The organism is Pseudoalteromonas sp. KAN5 (assembly GCF_022846535.1).
GTDB classification, from domain to species: domain Bacteria; phylum Pseudomonadota; class Gammaproteobacteria; order Enterobacterales; family Alteromonadaceae; genus Pseudoalteromonas; species Pseudoalteromonas haloplanktis.
This window is the reverse complement of sequence record NZ_AP025589.1, coordinates 18,814-37,728: the sequence shown is the minus strand read 5'-3', so window position 1 is coordinate 37,728 and position 18,915 is coordinate 18,814. Positions and strand designations below refer to the sequence as shown.

Genomic DNA, 18,915 nt, shown 5'->3' with positions numbered 1-18,915 from the left:
ACAGGAAATAATCATGGCTTGGATCCAAATTCGTATCAATGCAAATGCCACTACCGCTGATGCAGTAAGCGACCTATTAATGGCAGCAGGTAGTGCATCTGTTACCTTTATTGATGCTAAAGATACCCCTATTTATGAACCAAAAATTGGCACGGTCGAATTTTGGGCTGACACTACCGTAATTGGTCTATTCGAAGCTAACCACGATATGAATGCCGTGATTGCGCTATTAAAACGCCATGACGAGCTAAAAGACACGCTAGTATACAAAATAGAGCAACTAGAGGATAAAGACTGGGAACGTGAATGGATGGATAACTTCCACCCTATTCAGTTTGGCGAAAAATTATGGATTTGTCCAAGCTGGCGTGACATTCCAGATCCTGACGCCGTTAACGTGCTACTTGATCCTGGCCTTGCGTTTGGTACTGGCACTCATGCCACCACCGCTTTGTGTTTAAAATGGCTTGAAAGCCAAGATTTAACGGGTAAAACCGTGGTCGACTTTGGCTGTGGCTCAGGCATTTTAGGCATTGCAGCAATCAAACTCGGTGCTGAGCGCATGATTGGTATAGATATCGACCCTCAAGCGCTTGAAGCCAGCCTTGATAACGCACAACGCAACGGTGTTGCCGACAAGCTTGAAGTTTATCTGCCAGAAAACCAGCCTGAATTTACCGCCGATATTGTGGTGGCTAATATTTTAGCTGCGCCATTACGTGAACTGCATAATGTAATATTGGGCTTATTAAAACCTGGCGGTAAAATTGCTATGTCAGGTATTTTAGAAGAACAAGCACAATCTGTAGCTGATGTTTATGCACCATTTTTAACCCTTGATGACATAGCCGTTGAAGGTGAGTGGACCCGTGTTAGCGGGACTAAACACGCATAATTAACTACTGTAAATGCGTAAGATCATTAACTCAAAACCACCATGTAAAGCCTGTAATTAACAGGCTTTACCTATTATTTACACACTGCTAAACAGAATGATTTTCTTATCGTAAATTAGTTCTGTATAAAATTCAGACAAATAAAGCCATTCGTCAAACTGTTATCAAATGTCAATACACAAAAGCCAAAAAAAAGTCACTTTTGTTCAATTTATAGCCTTTGATTTTTGCAAAAAAAACCGTAAACTTAGCGCCCCTTGAAAAGAGGCCTATTGAATACAGTGCGTATCGGATCATACCAATTAGAAAACAATGTAATTGTAGCGCCTATGGCGGGAATTACTGATAGACCATTTAGACAACTTTGCCGTCGCTTAGGTGCAGGGCTTGCTGTGTCTGAAATGCTCTCGTCAAATCCTTTGGTATGGAAAACCGAAAAATCGATGAACCGTATGGACCATAGTGGTGAATCGGGAATACGCGCGGTGCAAATCGCAGGAGCTGATCCTGAGCTTATGGCTCAGGCCGCACAATTCAATGTAACTAATGGTGCACAAATCATAGATATTAATATGGGGTGCCCAGCTAAGAAAGTGAACAAGAAACTCGCAGGCTCCGCCTTGCTACAGTTTCCTGATTTAGTGGAAGAGATTATAGATGCAGTGGTTAGCGCTGTTGAAGTACCTGTAACACTGAAAATCCGAACTGGATGGGATCAGGATAACCGTAACGGTGTTGAGATTGCGAGAATAGCTGAACGTTATGGCATAGCTTCATTAGCCGTACATGGGCGTACACGCGCATGTATGTATAAAGGTGAAGCAGAATACGCCACAATTAGGGATATTAAGCGTTCAGTGTCGATACCTGTCGTTGCTAATGGAGATATTACGTCTCCTGAAAAAGCAAAGCAGGTTTTGGACTATACGGGTGCAGATGCCATTATGATTGGTCGAGCCGCCCAAGGTCGCCCTTGGATATTTAGGGAGATAGACCACTATTTGCGAACCGGTGAACATTTACCTGTACCTCCGATTGAGGAAGTACGTGGTATTTTGATGGAACACTTAGTGAACCTTCATGCGTTTTACGGCGAACCAATGGGAGCGCGCATCGCTCGCAAACATGTATCTTGGTATTTGCAAACCCATGACAGTGACGGTCAGTTTAGGCGAGTATTTAATGCTCTCGATAATCCACAGGCACAAATCGAGACATTAGAGCAATACTTTAAAACACTAGCAGCTAACTAAGAAAGAAAGAGATATAAACAATGTTCGAACAAAACGTGACTTCTCCATTTATCACTAACCCTCATGTTCAGTCACACGAGAAACCGCAGCCATTACGCGATGCAGTGAAGAAAGCTGTTCATCACTATTTAAAACAGCTTAACGGTCAAGATGTGCAAGACGTTTACGACCTTGTTCTTTCAGAGCTAGAAGCACCATTACTTGAAGAAGTAATGACTTACACACGTGGTAACCAAACACGTGCGGCAATCTTACTAGGTATCAACCGCGGTACTTTACGTAAGAAACTAAAGAAATACGGCATGAACTAATACCGTGCTGTGATTTATCACAGTACTCGTTTGAAAAAGCACCTTCGGGTGCTTTTTTTATCTGCAAAAAATATTACTTAATTGCAAAATCCTCACTCTTTAAACATCGTTTTTTAAGCGGTTTTCAGTTAAAATATCGCCTTTCTAAGCTAGCTCAAACACTGAGGTAATCAAACTACAATGGATATACATCGTCCAATTCGTCGCGCACTACTAAGTGTGTCAGATAAAACCGGTATTGTTGAATTTGCTCGCGCTCTTGAATCACAAGGCGTAGATATCTTGTCAACTGGCGGTACTTGTAAATTACTTGCTGATAATGGCATTAAAGTCACTGAAGTATCTGACCACACAGGTCACCCTGAGATCATGGATGGTCGCGTAAAAACTCTTCATCCAAAAATTCATGGCGGCATTTTAGCGCGTCGTGGTCAAGATGAAGACGTAATGACTGAGAACAACATCTCAGCTATCGATATTGTTGTAGTTAACTTATACCCCTTTGCGAATACAGTCGCTCAAGAAAACTGCAGCCTTGAAGATGCCATTGAGAACATTGATATCGGTGGCCCAACTATGGTTCGCGCTGCGGCTAAAAACCATAAAGACGTGACTATTGTAGTAAACGCGAAAGATTACGATCGCGTGATCAGCGAAATGCAAAGCAACAATGGTTCAACAACCTACAAAACACGTTTTGACCTTGCTATTGCGGCTTACGAGCACACCGCACAGTATGACGGCATGATCGCTAACTACTTTGGTAAAATGGTTGCTGATTATACTGATGAAGCAGCTGAGGAAACTAAATTCCCACGCACTATCAATATGCAGTTCACTAAAAAGCAAGACATGCGCTACGGTGAAAACTCACACCAAGACGCGGCGTTTTATGTTGAAAATGACGTACAAGAAGCCTCTGTAGCAACAGCTGTTCAGCTACAAGGTAAAGCATTGTCGTTTAACAATATTGCTGACACTGATGCCGCCTTAGAGTGTGTTAAAGAATTTGATGTACCGGCTTGTGTTATCGTAAAACATGCAAATCCGTGTGGCGTGTCAATCGGTGAAAATATCCTTGAAGCTTATGACCGTGCATTCAAAACAGATCCTACATCAGCATTTGGTGGCATCATTGCCTTTAACCAAGAGCTTGATGCTGATACCGCAGAAGCAATCGTGTCACGTCAATTTGTTGAAGTGATCATTGCACCTAAAGTATCAGAAGCGGCAGCACAAATTGTATCTGCAAAGCAAAACGTGCGTTTATTAGAGTGTGGTGAATTCTCTGCTAAAGGCACAGGTCACGACATTAAGCGTGTAAATGGTGGTGTATTAATTCAAGACCGTGATTTAGGTATGGTGACGCAAGGCGACTTAAAAGTTGTGTCTAAACGTCAACCTACTGAGCAAGAGCTTAAAGACTTATTATTCTGCTGGAAAGTCGCTAAGTTTGTTAAATCAAACGCCATTGTTTATGCCCGTGACGGTATGACCATAGGTGTAGGCGCAGGCCAAATGAGCCGCGTTTACTCAGCTAAAATTGCCGGTATTAAAGCCGCTGATGAAAACCTTGAAGTAAAAGGTTCAGTCATGGCGTCTGATGCATTCTTCCCATTCCGTGATGGTATTGATGCAGCTGCAGAGGCTGGTATTACTGCTGTAATTCAACCAGGTGGTTCAATGCGCGATGAAGAAGTTATCGCTGCAGCTGACGAAGCTGGCATGGCAATGGTGTTTACTGGCATGCGTCACTTCCGCCACTAATCACACAAAGAGCTAACGACATCAGTTAGCTCTTTTTGTTTGCACCAAATTCACGTATTCTGCTTATTCTATAACCTCTATAAAATTATAATGTGAAGGAACAGATGATGAAATTTGCACTAAAAACGCTACTAGTTACCACTCTTGCTATGAGCTCAACGCTAGTCGTTGCCCATAATCATGAGCAAAGTTCTGCCGTTGTTCAAGCCGTAAAGTCAACTGAGCGAAACTCTGAACGTGACCAATATCGCCACCCTGTAGAAACGCTGGAGTTTTTTGGCCTAAAGCCAACTATGACTGTGGTTGAAATTGCACCAGGCGGTGGTTGGTACAGCGAAATTTTAGCACCAGCACTGAAAGAGCACGGCGTTTATTATGCTGCTCACTTCCCTGCTGATTCATCGGTTGGCTACTACCAACGCTCACTTGCTGGCTTTAAAAAGAAAGTCGCCGAAGATGAGCGATTCAGTAAGGTAAAAATTACTGAGTTTGCCCCTTCAACACATGTAGATATTGCACCTGCTGGTAGCGCTGATTTAGTTTTAACCTTCCGCAATGTGCATAACTGGTACATGAGCAAAGATAAAGACGCCGCAGCCAATGCCTTTAAGTCTTTTTACACAGCACTTAAACCAGGTGGCACATTAGGTGTGGTTGAGCATCGCCTACCTGAAGAGCGTGCTGATGATATGCAAAAGTCATCGGGTTATATGAAGCAAAGTGTCGTTATCGCACTTGCAAAGCAAGCAGGCTTTGAACTTGAAGCAAGCAGTGACATAAATGCAAACTCACTTGATACAGCCGATCACCCTAAAGGGGTGTGGACCCTTCCACCAAGCCTTAGACTTGGCGAGCAAGATGCCGCTAAATATAAAGCCATTGGTGAAAGCGACCGCATGACGCTGAAATTTAAAAAACCGCTTTAAATAGGATATTCGCCATGAATGTATTAGTCATTGGCAGCGGCGGCCGCGAACACGCACTTGCGTTTAAGGCCGCTCAAAACACCAAAGTTAACACTGTATTTGTAGCCCCAGGTAATGCGGGTACTGCGCTTGAGCCAAAACTTGAGAATGTTACCATTAACGTTGAAGACCTCGATGGTTTGCTTAACTTTGCAAAACAAAATAATGTAGAGCTGACCATTGTTGGCCCTGAAGTACCATTAGTGCTTGGTGTGGTAGATAAATTCCGTGAACACGGTTTAGCTATCTTTGGCCCAACGGCTGGAGCTGCACAACTTGAAGGCTCTAAGTCGTTCACTAAAGACTTTTTAGCACGCCATGATATTCCTACAGCTGATTATCAAACATTTGAGCAAATTGACCCTGCCCTTGCGTACTTAAAAGAAAAAGGCGCACCAATTGTTATTAAAGCTGACGGTCTAGCTGCGGGTAAAGGCGTTATAGTTGCCATGACGGAAGCAGATGCTGAAGCAGCTATCCGTGATATGCTAGCGGGTAACGCATTTGGTGAGGCTGGTAGCCGCGTAGTCATTGAGGAGTTCTTAGAAGGCGAAGAAGCGTCATTTATCGTGATGGTAGATGGTAAAAACGTATTGCCGTTTGCAACCAGCCAAGATCATAAACGTGCATACAATGGTGATGCAGGTCCAAATACTGGCGGTATGGGTGCATACTCACCAGCACCTGTGGTGACTGACGAAATCCACCAACGTATTATGAATGAAGTTATCTATCCAACAGTCGAGGGCATGGCAAGTGAAGGCCATCCTTATACTGGCTTCTTATATGCAGGCCTGATGATCGACAGCGACGGTACACCTAAGGTTATCGAGTATAACTGTCGTTTTGGTGATCCTGAAACACAACCTATGATGCTACGTCTACAATCAGACTTAGTTGAGCTGATTGAAGCGGCTAACCGTGTAGAACTTGATAAAACCACCATTGAGTTTGATCCTCGTGCAGCTGTAGGTGTTGTTTTAGCGGCTAAGGGCTATCCTGACAGCTATCCGAAAGGTGATGCAATCAGTGGTCTAAAAGTTAGCTACCCAGAAGGCGAAAAAGTCTTCCATGCGGGAACTAAACAAGACGGCGACAACGTGGTGACTGCCGGCGGTCGTGTATTATGTGCTACAGCGCTTGGAAATACAGTAACCGAAGCACAACAACGTGCATATAAACTCGTTGATGAAATTAGTTGGCAAGGTATGGAGTACCGTACCGATATTGCTTATCGTGCTATCGCTCGTGAAAAATAGGTCTAACCAGTACCTATAAATAACTAAGCGCAGTTTATCTGCGCTTTTTTAGTGCTACACTAAAACGGTGATGTATTACAAATAAGTAGCCCTTTGGAACAACAGCCATTTAAATACCATATTATTGCAATGTTTATTTTGAGCACTTTGCTGTTCATTATCTATACCTTTGCAAATCATTTAGCTACTCCTACCCGTTATACAATTAATAAAACCGCTGCTGTTTATTTAGAGCAAAGCTATCGTGTCGATCCATCAAAGTCACTCTCACTTACTGAGTTTTTAAGTGATTCGAATAAACGCGTTACAAAGCCATTTGACACTATTCCATGGGGTTTAAAGTCACAAGATTATTGGCTTTTATTGAAGCTGGAAAATAAATCAGCCAAGCCACAGCAGCTGTACGCTCACTTTGATAATCCTATGATTGATTACTTAACCGTGTACCAATTAGACAATCAGGGGCAATTAGTAAACACCAATAATTTAGGCGATCGGCAAACCGAGTTAAGTTTATTTAAATACAGTGTACCTCATATCAGTTTAGCGATTGCAGCACAAAGCCACCTTTTTTTAGCCATCAAGATAGATACGACGGGGATCAGCAAAACCCCTATAAATTTATATGGTGAAGCTGAATTTAAAGATTTACTCCGCGCTCAAACAGCTATTTGGGGAATTTTCGTTGGCGTACTCATTATGGCGGCTTTATATAATTTAGTACTGTATTTTGGTATCCGCGATCGCGTATACCTGATTTACATAGGCTATATACTGTCGGCACTCATTTTAATGGGGTCAGTATTAGGCTTTGGTTTTTACTTATGGCCAGTCGTGTTACAACAACTTTTTAATCACTATATTGTGGTGAGTAATTTTGCAATTGCATTTTTTACCCTCGCTTTCTGTACAATGTTTTTACGCTACCATAAAGATAAGTGCTGGCGTTATAAACTAAGCCTTGCACTATTGAGCCTCATGCTATGCTTAGGCATTGCTAGTTTTTTTATTGTCGAATATATTTCTTCACAAATATTCTTTGCTGTCTTAGTTTTACTTTATATTGTATGTATCACATTAATTTACAAAAAATTACGCAGTGGCTTTCGGTGGGCTAAGTTTTATGTAATTTCATGGATCCCACTTATCATTGGCGCCGCTGTTCAACCATTAGAACTAACGGGTGTAGTAGAATATAGCTTTACTACCCGCCACGCATTCTTAGTGGCAATTCTGTGTGAAGTAACATTAATGGCCATGGCCCTCGCTGATCGCGTACGCTACCAGCGAGAAAAAGCGCTCTATCACGCCACCCACACTGAACAAACAAAACTTTTAAACAGCGCGATGCTAAAACAGGCATACACAACGTTGCAGCTCAGCCAGCGCCCAAGCAACCTGTGCTTAATTAGGATCACCCATTTTCACTCACTAAATCATATATTAAATCAAACCCAACGGGCTGAATTAATTATTAATGTAGCTAAAGCGCTGGAGCTACAACTTAGTAAAGAGAGAGAGTTCATACAGTTAGAAAATGACTTAGATACTTGCCCGCGAATAGCAGACTTAGGCAACGGCGTACTCGCATTTGTTTCCGTTAAAATGCAAAGCAACCTCACTTTGCATAAAAACCTCAGCAAAATAATGAAGAGTTTACCAAAACATTATCCTGTCCAAGGGTTTGATTTACAGCTAAGCTATTCAATTGGTTATTGCGCTTTGGAAAACGACAGCGACTTTGATAACTGGCTGCAAAATGGTTACCTATCACTGACCGAAACAACCCACCTTAGCAGCCCAATAAGCTCGCCACAAACTATGCCTGCTATGATGAATATAAGCTTAGCAACCGCATTTCAAAAAGCCTTAAAAGCAGATCAGTTAGCAATTTATCATCAACCACAAATACACTTACTCTCTGGAAAAACGATTGGCAGCGAAGCTTTATTACGCTGGCCTAACGCTCCTTACGAGCAAATCAATATTGAGTCATTAATTTTATTAGCTGAGCGAACAGGGCTAATAAACGAACTCACCTTGTGGGTACTCGATAAGGCTTGCCAAGATATCGTCAAATTAAATAATGCTGGATTTATCGAGCATAAAGTCAGCGTTAATTTAAGTGCTAAAAACTTGCAGATCCATAGCTTAATTGAAAAAGTCGAAAACACTTTGATCAAACATAACGTCTCTGCCACACAACTTAAGCTTGAATTAACTGAGTCCGCTTTAATTGATAACCAACAACAGATGGTTCGCTTAGTAAATCAGTTAACAGAACTTGGTATAGAAGTTATTTTAGATGATTTTGGTACTGGTTATTCGTCACTAAATTGCTTTGTTAGCTACAACTTTTCAACCTTAAAAATAGATAAATCATTTATCTTCGACTTACCTACACACAGCGCCAACAAGGTCATTGTTAAGGCTGCAATTGAAATGGCTCATAGCTTAGGTTTAAAAGTCACCGCTGAAGGCATAGAAGATGATGTAACACAGCAGCTTTTACAAACCATGGGGGCCGACTATGGTCAAGGCTACTATTACTCTAAAGCTATTATTATTGATGATTACTTGCTGTGGTTAGCTGATAAGTAAGGGTTGTATAAAAACATCTTAAACGACTGCCTACACTATTGGACAGCCATGGTATACTGCCCTTTTTCACATCTTTAGGGGCGTAAAGATGCAAGGCACAATTAAAAAACTAAAATCATCACTCACACAGCCAATCCAATATCATTTGCCTGTGGGTGATGAGTTAGTCGATCTTAATGCATATATCGGTAAGCAACTCACTTTAACGTTTAATGGCGTCATTTTCTGCTCAAGCTGCGGTAAAAAAACCAAAAAAAGCTACTCGCAAGGACATTGCTTTGTTTGCATGCGCAAACTTGCTAGCTGCGACATGTGTATTATGAAACCTGAAACCTGTCACTACGACCAAGGCACTTGTCGTGAGCCACAGTGGGGGGAAGAAAACTGCATGATCCCACACTATGTTTACCTTGCGAACACATCAGGGCTTAAAGTTGGGATCACGCGTCACACACAAATTCCAACTCGCTGGATTGACCAAGGGGCAACCCAAGCCTTGCCTATTTTTAAAGTGCAAACACGTTTGCAATCAGGTTTAGTCGAAGTGGCGCTGGCGCAATTTATTGCTGATAAAACCAATTGGCGTAATATGCTCAAAGGGCAAAGCGAAGAGCTTGATTTAAAAGCGGCGGCAGCTGAGCTTATCCCGCAAATTGCAGATAAACTCAATGAACTTGCTGAGTTATTTGGCGCAACAGCCATTGAACAACTAGATGAAGAGGTTGTTGATTTAGCGTTCCCTGTCACCGCCTACCCAACAAAAATAAGCTCCTTTAATTTTGATAAAGAGCCTGTCGTTAGCGGCATATTAATGGGCATTAAAGGTCAATATTTAATTTTTGATACCGGCGTTATTAACATCCGTAAATTTACCTCTTACGATGTAACTGTAGGTTGATTTTTTAACTGATAAAACGCTAACCATTGCCGCTGCGTTAACGGGCGGCTATAGTAATAACCTTGGATCACTTCACAGCCTAGCGCCAGCAAATAATTATACTGCTCAGGCTTTTCTACTCCTTCGGCAATAACCTGTAAATTTAAACTATTCGCCATCGCGACGATGGCTGCAACCACTTCACTATTGCCATATTCATCGGGGATTTTAGCAATAAAGCTAGCGTCTATCTTTAATGTATCTATAGGCAGTTTTGTTAGGTAACTCAAAGCTGAGTATCCGGTACCAAAATCATCCAAGGCAATGTTTACGCCCATTTCTTTAAGTTGCTGCAATTCTTTTTTAGCCTGACTAAATGAACTAATAAAGCTACTTTCAGTAAGCTCAATCTCCAAGCAATGACCTGATAAATTATAACGCTGTAGCATCTGCTCAACACTGTTTGATAACTTCCCCTGACTAAGGTGAAAAGCAGAAATATTGATAGCTAAACGTCCCGCTGTGATCCCTAGCTTTTGCCATAAAGCCAACTGCGCACCGGCATTATTAAGCACCCAAAGGTCAAGCTTAACAATTAGGCCTAACTCTTCGGCTAACGGAATAAATTGTGCAGGTGAAATCACCCCTAGTGCAGGATCATGCCAACGTAACAGTGCTTCAACGCCTTTGATTTTACTTGTTTTTAAGCATTGTTTAGGTTGAAAATACAATTCAAACTCATCATTTTCCAAGGCATGCTGAAACCGACTGTTCATCGCTAGGCGCTCTAATGAGCGTGCATTCATCGATGATTTAAATAACTGAAACGAATTGCGACCCACTGCTTTTGAGCGATACATCGCAATATCAGCATGCTTCAGTAACGTTTCACTATCAAGCCCATCTTCAGGGTAAACCGCTGCGCCAATTGATGCCGTTGCCCCTACTTCAAAGCCTTCAAGTTGAAAAGGCGTGTTTAAGTGGCTAAGTATGTTATCAGCTAAGTTGATTACGGCTGTAATATCATCTATCTCACAAAGTACTACAAATTCATCACCACCTAGTCGCGCTAAAGTATCCCCTTCAGACAGCACGCCCTGAAGCCGCTTAGCGACCATTTTCAGTAATACATCACCAGCACTATGGCCTAAGCTATCATTGATTTCTTTAAAGCGATCGAGATCAATAAACATGACTGCGAGCATTTCATTGTTACGGTGCGCCGCGGCTAATGCCATGCTTAATCGATCATTAAATAAACGTCGATTTGGCAACCCTGTTAGTTCATCAAAATATGCGAGTTGGACTATTTTTTCTTCTGTGTTTTTACGCTCAGTAATATCACTAAAAATAGCCGCGTAAACAACCTCATCACTAGTAGGCTCATGTATTTCAATAATGGTCAGCCACTCAACATAGACATCACCATTTTTCTTGCGGTTACAGATCTCCCCTTGCCATACCCCTTTTTCTGCGATCGACTGCCACATTTGGGTATAAAAACTTTTACTGTGCTTGCCCGAGCTTAAAATGCGAGGGTGCTGACCGATAACTTCTTCCGGTTTATAACCGGTGAGCACCGTAAAAGCCGGATTAACTTGAATGATCACTCCATCTTGTTGGGTGATCATAATGCCATCTAAAGAGGCATCAATAATTTTATTCGCTAAGAATAAATTGCGCTGTGAATGCTGCAGTGCCATATCACGTTGCTCAAGTACTTTTTCAAGTTCGCTGCAATACGCGTTTTCTATCTCATTAATAAGATGTTCGAGAGTAAGCACACCTTTAATTTCTTGTTCTTCACTCACAACCAAATGACGTACATTATTTTCCGACATTAACCGATAAGCATCAAACAAACTACTTTTAGAGTGAATTTGGTACAGAGGGTGGCTTGCCAACTGCCAGCAGGATACATAGTTATTAGGTGTAACAATCAAATGCAGTAAGTCTCGCGCAGTAATAATACCATGTTCATTTTGTTGCTGGTTGTAGACTAAAATAAATTGCTCTGCGCGCTCTCGCATCATATTTACAGCCTCATTCAACGCACAGTGACTTGGTACTACAAGTACATTTTGATGGTATTGATCTTTGATTGGCCTAAACTGTAAATAGTGATCCAGCCCTTGATTTCGTACGATATCAGTAATACTCACAACGCCACAGGGCAATTCATTTTCATCAACAACTAATAAATGACGTACGTTATGTTGATGAAAAATAAGCGCGGCATCACTCAATAATTGTGAATATGAAATACTTAAAACAGGGCTCGACATTACATTTTGTATTTCAAGATGCTTAATTGTGTTGCTAGTAAAATCAAGTTTAATACAATCGGCTTCAGTCCAGATACCGCATATCTGCTGATCTTCTTGCACAAAAATAGCGCTAACATTATGCGCTCGCATTAATTTTACGGCATTGATAAGTTGCGTGTATTTAGTACATGAAAGTACTTTATCAGTGAATACATCACAGACTTTTTGATAACGGCTACTTTTTGGCATTAGATCACCCCTAGCTTTACACGAACTTGCAAGTATAATTAGGCAAATAAATAGAAATTTGATTTAGGACAATAAATTAGTATGCCATACCCAAAAATCATTATTTATAATGAGGAAATAGAGGTAGCTCATCAGCCAGGTGACGTAGATGATTTTTTATATGGAATGAATACAGACACACAAACGCAAATAACCGTTTTGGATCAGGACGGCAATTACCGCACCCTTGATGGCAAACTTAGCCAACCACTAAGTAGCGAAGTACTTACTCGCTGCGTAAAGCACTATTTAGCAAATGAAGGACAATGCTGCTTGAGTAAAATAGAGCAATTGACCCCTCAACAAGCATTTAATTTACTCGTTATCGACTAGCGCTTTAACATGTGCAATAGCGCTGCGTCCAAGCGCTGAGAGTGCATACCCGCCTTCTAAATAAGAGATAATACCTTTACAACCAAGTTCTTTACTAAGTATTGCAAGTTGTTCAGTAAGCCAACGATAATCATCTTCAACAAACTTCAAACTGGCCATATCATCTTCAAGATGGGCGTCGAAACCTGCACTAATAAATAACAGCTCAGGCTTAAACTCAGTTAATTTAGGCTGCCACTGTTGCTTATACAGCGCTTTTAGATCATTGCCATCACTGGCAATTGGTAATGGTGAGTTAACTAATGTATCGTTATTTTCAATGGCTGTATTTGGGTAAAATGGATATTGAAATAACGAACAAAATAATACATTTTCATCATCTATAAAAATGTCTTGAGTGCCATTGCCATGATGTACGTCAAAATCAACAATAGCGATGCGCCTTATTCCTTTGCTTTGCGCGTATTTCACCGCAATTGCTAAATTGTTAAAAACACAAAAACCGGCTGAAGTTGTACGATTAGCATGATGCCCTGGAGGACGCACCGAACAAAATGCAGCATCAAGGTTATCTGCTAATATTTCATCAACCGCTAAAACCCCGGCACCTACTGCACGCTCAATAGCCAATAATGAATCAGGGCACAACCAAGTGTCACCATCAAGTGACGTTAAACCCTGCTCTGGTATGGTATTTTCCACTAGTGCAACCAAGGCTTCATCATGGGCTAACAAGTAATGCTCGCGAGATGCTTTAGGTGCTTGCTTTTGCTGTATAGCAATATCTAACCCACTTGCTAACAAACGATCAGCAATCGCATCTAAGCGCTCGGGGCACTCTGGATGCTCGTCAATCATTTTGTGTTTACGACAAAAAGGATGTGAAATAATCGCAGTACGCATAACAGCTCCAAACTAATTTACGCGATAACTATAACAAAGCCACTAAACAGTGGCTTTGCGACTTTGGTTTACTATATTTATAGTAAAGGTTACTTTTTGGCTTTCAGTGTAAGGTTTCTAAAGTCAAAGCTAAAATCGGTTACAGCTGTTGATACAGCGCGCATTTTTGCCTCAACCACACGATTTTCAGTACTCATATCAAAAGTAATGTAAGCATCAGCTTCAAGTAATTTTTCATCCCACTTTACAATGAAGGTATTGCCCGTGTAATGCTCAAGTTGCCCTTTCAAACGCTTAGTATGAGTAAAGTCAATTCGCAGCTTTTCATTTAGCTGTTCAATTACCACATCACCATACCAATTATCATGTAAGGTGCCAGTGTAACTAATATTAGGCAATTGCGGTTGGTAGTCTGCAGGGGCTTCAGGTTTAGCATTTGCATATGCTTTTTGCTTACCTTCAAAATGCTTTTTAGCTAAGTCTTCAACCCAATCTTTATCTTCAAGTTCGAATGCATCTTCTAGTACTTCATAAGTAACCGCAGATAACGCACTAAACGCTTGTTGATTACTTAAAATCACAATACCGAGGTTTTTCTCTGGCACCAAAGTTACTTGCGATACCATACCTAAAATACCGCCTCCATGGCCTAACTTTTTAATGCCGTGGAAATCTTCGATGCTCCAACCTAAACCATAACCTCGAAACTGTTGATGATATGCTTCGTACGCGCTTTTTGAAGCTAATGAAGTGATATGCGGGTGCCACATTTGTGCCTGTTGTTTTTCACTGAACAATTGTTCGCCATTTGGCATTTTGCCACCAGCAAGCTGGGTACGAAGCCACTGGCTCATATCGTTAACACTGGAGGCAATAGCCCCTGCGCCACGAAAATCTTCTAAATAATTAACGAAGAATGGGTGTAATTGCCCATCCATAGGAATGTGGCCCGTTGCCCAGTTTTTATTACTTTTCGGAATACGCGAAAAGCCAGCGCGCGAGTTATCCATGTGCAAAGGCTGAAGAATATTCTTTTCAATATAATCGTTCCAGCTCATGCCTGAAACACGTGCAACCACTTCACCGGCGGTGACAAACATCAAGTTGTTATACGCGTATTGGCTGCGAAAACTACTTGCGGGTTTTAAATATTTTAGGCCAGCTAGAATATCCTCTACCGATTTATCGGTATCAGGCCAAATCATTAAATCGCCTTGTCCTAGCCCTAAACCACTGCGATGGCTTAATAAATCACGAATGGTCAGTTCACGGGTTACATAAGGGTCATACAGACGAAACTCAGGAAGGTGATCAATTACTTTATCATCCCAGCTGATTTTTTCTTCATCGACTAATTTAGCCAATGCAGCTGCGGTAAATGCTTTGGTATTCGATGCGATACCAAATAAAGTGTCTTTATTTACTTTATTACCGGTATCTAAATTACTAACACCAAAGCCTTTAGCCAAAATAACCTTATCGTTTTCAACAATTGCTACCGCCATGCCAGGGACATCAAAACGTGCCATTGAATTTTCAATTACTTGTTCAATCTGTGCAGTATCAATGTCAGCATAACTATTAAATGCGCAACCTGTTAATAGTGCGCCAGCAATCGCTAATTTTGTTAACTTCATAACAATCCTTGGGGTTAGTTCTCGTTTTTATTTTTATGCACAGCAAACTCAATGGCCGCACGTACAGTATCGCTATCTTGGCACATTGGCCGAGATTTTATGGCCTCACTGTACGCATTTGGCACGCCTGCTTCAAGCGCCCCGCGATAAACGTGCTGCATATACCAATCATAAGGCAAGGTGTTTGCGTCTGTTGTATTGGCGATATAACAATGTGCGGCTATTTTTTCTCCATCAAGAAGGGTTACTTGAATATCGACACAGTCATAACGTGGTCCTTCAATGGCATCTAAAATCTCTTTTTCGGCATCATTGAGTTGGTACACCACGCCATAAACTTGCGCATTATCGTCATCAACAGGGCGAATATTGCCTTTTCCAGAGCCATCACAACTTAGCATATCAAATGTAAGTTCGTAGCCTGCCAATGTAGCTGTACCAATACGCGTGGCGTTTGGTAAACGCGCTAATAACCGACTTGATGACATATTGGAACCAAACGAAAAATTATATACAGCCATAACTACCTACTTTACTTAATCAAAATCCAGAACACTGATACTTTCTTTACACCACAATTCTTATCGCTAATGCAATCAGAATAACGCCAATACCACGGTCAAACCAATGACCACTTTTTTGAAAAAAACCACGTACATTGGGCTTTGATAACACTAAAGACAAACACGAAAACCACAGCCACGTTGCCAACGCCATATAAAGTCCATAACCTGCTTGAATAATTAACGGTGTTGATTGGCTGATCACCAAAGTAAATAACGACATAAAAAATAAAGTCGCTTTAGGGTTTAATGCATTAGTAAAAAAACCACGGCGAAAGGCAATCCAACTTGATTCAGCCACAACAGAATGTGATGTGGTTTCGTGTTGCGCGGTTGCAGGCTTTGCAGCTCTGAGCGCTTGTACGCCTATATATGCCAAATATGCCCCCGCTAAATATTTTAATGCCATAAATACGGTTGGTGATTGCGTTAAAAGTACCGCAACACCTAACAAACAGTAGCTAACATGCAGTAAGATTGCCAAGCCAACCCCAAAGCTAGTCCATAGTGCATTCGTTCGCCCTTGTTGAATACTTTGCTTAAGTACAATTGCAAAATCAGGACCGGGGCTTGCTACAGCAAAAAAGTGAGCCAGTGCAATTAATAAAAATTCATCTAAGTAAGCCACTTATCACCCTGCTTTTTGTTCATCAAGTGCTAACAATAACGGGTTAGCAGTATCATTAACCAAGGCTTTAATTTCTTTTTGCGCTTTTTTAAATTGACTGCGTAAATGCGGCTTTAAATACTTTTTAGAATTTTGATGGCCTTTAAAGTGGCAAACCAGTGCGTGCATAAATAAAGTTTGCGGTTCACTCAGTGCTGCTTGCCTGTTTGCATACGGGTTATAACACGAACCACAGCCCCCTTTAAATTGGTAAACTGTGTTACTCATCATCACCCCAAAGCCTAAAAAGCACGCCAATGCATCTGCCGCTTGCGGTAAAAACTCTTTCCCACCAGGAGGTAATACGCCAACATGGTGGATCATTATGGTAGCTAAGGTGCCAGCAAAGCTGGCAACTAAGTCTTGCGGCTGGTTTATTTGATTGGGGTTAAACGATATATGTACATTATGACTGGCAGGCACAATTAATTGACTGCTTTCACCTCGTAGTTGATTGCTAAAAGCGAAATGAGGAAATACTTGCGGTTGTAATTGCTGCGGAGCAACTAGCTTAATAGGCCATGCTTGCAGCCCAGCATAACCAACCACTCGCTCAAACACCTTACTTGCCATTTCCTCAATACTTGATACCGCATCAGGAAAACACTGATGATTAGGGAGCACTAATTGTGAATGACTCAGAAAATAGTCACTGTCAAAGTTTTCCACCGCCCACACAAAAGTATCAATCAGCCATTGCTGCTCTTGTTGTTCTAATAATGGTTTACTTTTAAATAACGCTAACATAGCTTGCTCTTTTTACTTTTACCGATTGCATTGAATTACTCTTGCTGCTGTTGTGCCCACGCCCAAGCTTGGGTGTTATACAAAGGTACCGTAGATAGCGCATGATGATGACTACCCGTCGATTCTTTAGTCGAATATGATAAATACAATAAAGTACGAGTCGGTGCATCATAAATACGACGCACTTTTAAGGATTTGAATAAAATACTTTTTGATGATTTAAATACCACTTCACCTGATTTGCTTCGATCAATCGCCTGTAATTGCTCAGCGGTAATTGCCCCTGTTTGACGACATGAAATTGACATATCAGATGGATCTGAAAAGTCTAAATTAGCTTCAACATGACTTATATGGCAAGTAACCCCAGTAACTAAAGGATCCTGCTGTGCTACCACTTTAATATCCTTGGTGGTAAATAACCCTAAACTTACTGAAGCTGCATCATCAGAGCACCCTGATAAAGTGAGCAGTAAACTTGCCAATACACCAAATATAATCGCTTTCATAATTTTCCTTGCTCCAAATAGGTAGAACGGTTTGTGGCTTACATTTATCTATGCTTCAATACTAACTCAAATAAATCACAACAACGAGCACCGACACTATGAAAAAAGCATTCACTGCATTTTGTTTACTGTTTATAAGTCACAGCGCAGCAGCTGGCTACTCACTCAGTGTTTACACGGGTAAAAGCTTTAACCAATCATTGCAGACAGAAGAAGGTTTAGCGATTGAGCTTGATGATAGTAATCATCTTGCTTTTAGTATTGATAGAACAATCGATTCTGCTCGCTATGGATTTTATTTTTCTAATACCAAAAGTGACTTTGAATCCTCTCCTGAACTCGATGTAGAAATGCAGTATTTTTTGTTTCAAAGTGCTATTGAAGTCCCGTTAGGTAACCGCGTTAACGGCTATGTTGGCGCGCAAATTGGTGCTAACTATGTAAAACCTAATTTTGTCAGTTCAGATATCTTCTTTGCCAGTGGCTTATATGGCGGATTTGAATACTTATTTAACGACCAAGCCCGGGTTTTATTTGAAACTCGTTGGTTAGCAACGATAGTTAATAACGCCAGTAACGTTTCGTGTACATTACCGACTGATGAAGACAATCAATGTTTATGGCATTTTGATGGTGATGTACTTAATCAGTTTCAAACAAGCTTAGGCTTCACCTACCGTTTCTAAAGGAGGTCACTAGATCCCATGCCGCATATTATTATTGAGCACTCAGAAGATTTACCTGTATTACCGCAAGTATTGGTTGAAAAAATACACAATGCGGCATTTGCCACTGGTTTATTTGAATTACCAACAATCAAAACCCGCGCCATTGCCTACACCCACTATCAACTAGGCGATGGTAAAGAAGGCTTTATACATATTGCTGTACATATTATGGCTGGGCGCAGTATTGAACAAAAACAACAACTCAGCGAAAGTTTACTGCATTGTTTACAAATTTACTGTCGGGATTCTGATAGTTTAAGCGTCAACGTACACGACATGGAACACGAGATTTACCGTAAATGCTAGAGGCTGTTGACCGTTAAGGATTAACCTCGAAAGATAAA

General features: G+C 41.1%; 18 protein-coding genes. 11 read left to right on the top strand and 7 right to left on the bottom strand.

What is annotated here, in order from left to right:
• Positions 1 to 13: 13 nt before the first annotated feature.
• The 8 genes from prmA to KAN5_RS00130 all read left to right on the top strand — a co-directional run bounded on the left by prmA (position 14) and on the right by KAN5_RS00130 (position 9,950).
• Positions 14 to 895: a 50S ribosomal protein L11 methyltransferase gene (gene prmA, locus KAN5_RS00165; protein ID WP_016708472.1), complete on the top strand. Its 882-nt coding sequence runs from the start codon at positions 14 to 16 to the stop codon at positions 893 to 895.
• A 282-nt stretch (positions 896 to 1,177) separates the two neighbouring features.
• Entirely contained in the window at positions 1,178 to 2,149 is a 972-nt protein-coding gene (gene dusB / locus KAN5_RS00160; RefSeq protein WP_029216118.1) for a tRNA dihydrouridine synthase DusB, read from the top strand.
• 20 nt (positions 2,150 to 2,169) lie between these two features.
• Entirely contained in the window at positions 2,170 to 2,460 is a 291-nt protein-coding gene (gene fis / locus KAN5_RS00155) for a DNA-binding transcriptional regulator Fis (RefSeq protein ID WP_002957804.1), read from the top strand.
• A 180-nt stretch (positions 2,461 to 2,640) separates the two neighbouring features.
• Positions 2,641 to 4,227 (top strand): bifunctional phosphoribosylaminoimidazolecarboxamide formyltransferase/IMP cyclohydrolase, encoded by a 1,587-nt coding sequence (gene purH, locus KAN5_RS00150; protein ID WP_016708470.1) that lies wholly within the window; start codon positions 2,641 to 2,643, stop codon positions 4,225 to 4,227.
• 107 nt (positions 4,228 to 4,334) lie between these two features.
• A complete protein-coding gene (locus KAN5_RS00145) occupies positions 4,335 to 5,153 on the top strand; it encodes a class I SAM-dependent methyltransferase (protein ID WP_016708469.1) in 819 nt (272 codons plus the stop codon).
• Positions 5,154 to 5,167: 14 nt separating this feature from the next.
• Positions 5,168 to 6,451, top strand: coding sequence for a phosphoribosylamine--glycine ligase (gene purD / locus KAN5_RS00140; RefSeq protein WP_244390184.1), 1,284 nt, complete (start codon positions 5,168 to 5,170; stop codon positions 6,449 to 6,451).
• 93 nt (positions 6,452 to 6,544) lie between these two features.
• The gene (locus KAN5_RS00135; protein ID WP_244390183.1) at positions 6,545 to 9,052 is read left to right on the top strand and encodes an EAL domain-containing protein; all 2,508 of its coding nucleotides are present in this window, start codon (positions 6,545 to 6,547) and stop codon (positions 9,050 to 9,052) included.
• A gap of 88 nt (positions 9,053 to 9,140) precedes the next feature.
• Entirely contained in the window at positions 9,141 to 9,950 is an 810-nt protein-coding gene (locus tag KAN5_RS00130) for a DUF2797 domain-containing protein (RefSeq protein WP_016708466.1), read from the top strand.
• Here KAN5_RS00130 and KAN5_RS00125 read toward each other — a convergent pair.
• Positions 9,929 to 12,445, bottom strand: a complete 2,517-nt coding sequence (locus KAN5_RS00125) for an EAL domain-containing protein (RefSeq protein WP_244390182.1) — start codon at positions 12,443 to 12,445, stop codon at positions 9,929 to 9,931. The genes KAN5_RS00130 and KAN5_RS00125 overlap by 22 nt on opposite strands.
• A gap of 81 nt (positions 12,446 to 12,526) precedes the next feature.
• Between KAN5_RS00125 and KAN5_RS00120 the strand changes: the two genes are divergently transcribed.
• Positions 12,527 to 12,817, top strand: a complete 291-nt coding sequence (locus KAN5_RS00120) for a DUF4144 family protein (protein ID WP_138554246.1) — start codon at positions 12,527 to 12,529, stop codon at positions 12,815 to 12,817.
• Here the strand turns inward: KAN5_RS00120 and KAN5_RS00115 are convergent.
• The 6 genes from KAN5_RS00115 to KAN5_RS00090 form a co-directional block, all read right to left on the bottom strand.
• Entirely contained in the window at positions 12,800 to 13,720 is a 921-nt protein-coding gene (locus tag KAN5_RS00115) for a histone deacetylase family protein (RefSeq protein WP_244390181.1), read from the bottom strand. The two genes, KAN5_RS00120 and KAN5_RS00115, sit on opposite strands and share 18 nt — an antisense overlap.
• An 89-nt stretch (positions 13,721 to 13,809) precedes the next feature.
• Positions 13,810 to 15,357, bottom strand: coding sequence for a serine hydrolase (locus tag KAN5_RS00110; RefSeq protein ID WP_016708462.1), 1,548 nt, complete (start codon positions 15,355 to 15,357; stop codon positions 13,810 to 13,812).
• Positions 15,358 to 15,371: 14 nt separating this feature from the next.
• The gene (locus KAN5_RS00105; protein WP_016708461.1) at positions 15,372 to 15,878 is read right to left on the bottom strand and encodes a gamma-glutamylcyclotransferase family protein; all 507 of its coding nucleotides are present in this window, start codon (positions 15,876 to 15,878) and stop codon (positions 15,372 to 15,374) included.
• A gap of 46 nt (positions 15,879 to 15,924) precedes the next feature.
• Positions 15,925 to 16,548: a LysE family transporter gene (locus KAN5_RS00100; RefSeq protein WP_016708460.1), complete on the bottom strand. Its 624-nt coding sequence runs from the start codon at positions 16,546 to 16,548 to the stop codon at positions 15,925 to 15,927.
• A 3-nt stretch (positions 16,549 to 16,551) separates the two neighbouring features.
• Positions 16,552 to 17,334: a hypothetical protein gene (locus tag KAN5_RS00095; protein WP_016708459.1), complete on the bottom strand. Its 783-nt coding sequence runs from the start codon at positions 17,332 to 17,334 to the stop codon at positions 16,552 to 16,554.
• Positions 17,335 to 17,369: 35 nt separating this feature from the next.
• Entirely contained in the window at positions 17,370 to 17,843 is a 474-nt protein-coding gene (locus tag KAN5_RS00090) for a CreA family protein (RefSeq protein WP_016708458.1), read from the bottom strand.
• A gap of 98 nt (positions 17,844 to 17,941) precedes the next feature.
• Here KAN5_RS00090 and KAN5_RS00085 point away from each other — a divergent pair, with 98 nt between their 5' ends.
• Together KAN5_RS00085 and KAN5_RS00080 are read left to right on the top strand one after the other, a co-directional pair.
• Positions 17,942 to 18,529, top strand: coding sequence for a hypothetical protein (locus KAN5_RS00085; RefSeq protein WP_138554244.1), 588 nt, complete (start codon positions 17,942 to 17,944; stop codon positions 18,527 to 18,529).
• 18 nt (positions 18,530 to 18,547) lie between these two features.
• Positions 18,548 to 18,877: a 5-carboxymethyl-2-hydroxymuconate Delta-isomerase gene (locus KAN5_RS00080; RefSeq protein ID WP_016708456.1), complete on the top strand. Its 330-nt coding sequence runs from the start codon at positions 18,548 to 18,550 to the stop codon at positions 18,875 to 18,877.
• Positions 18,878 to 18,915: the final 38 nt, after the last annotated feature.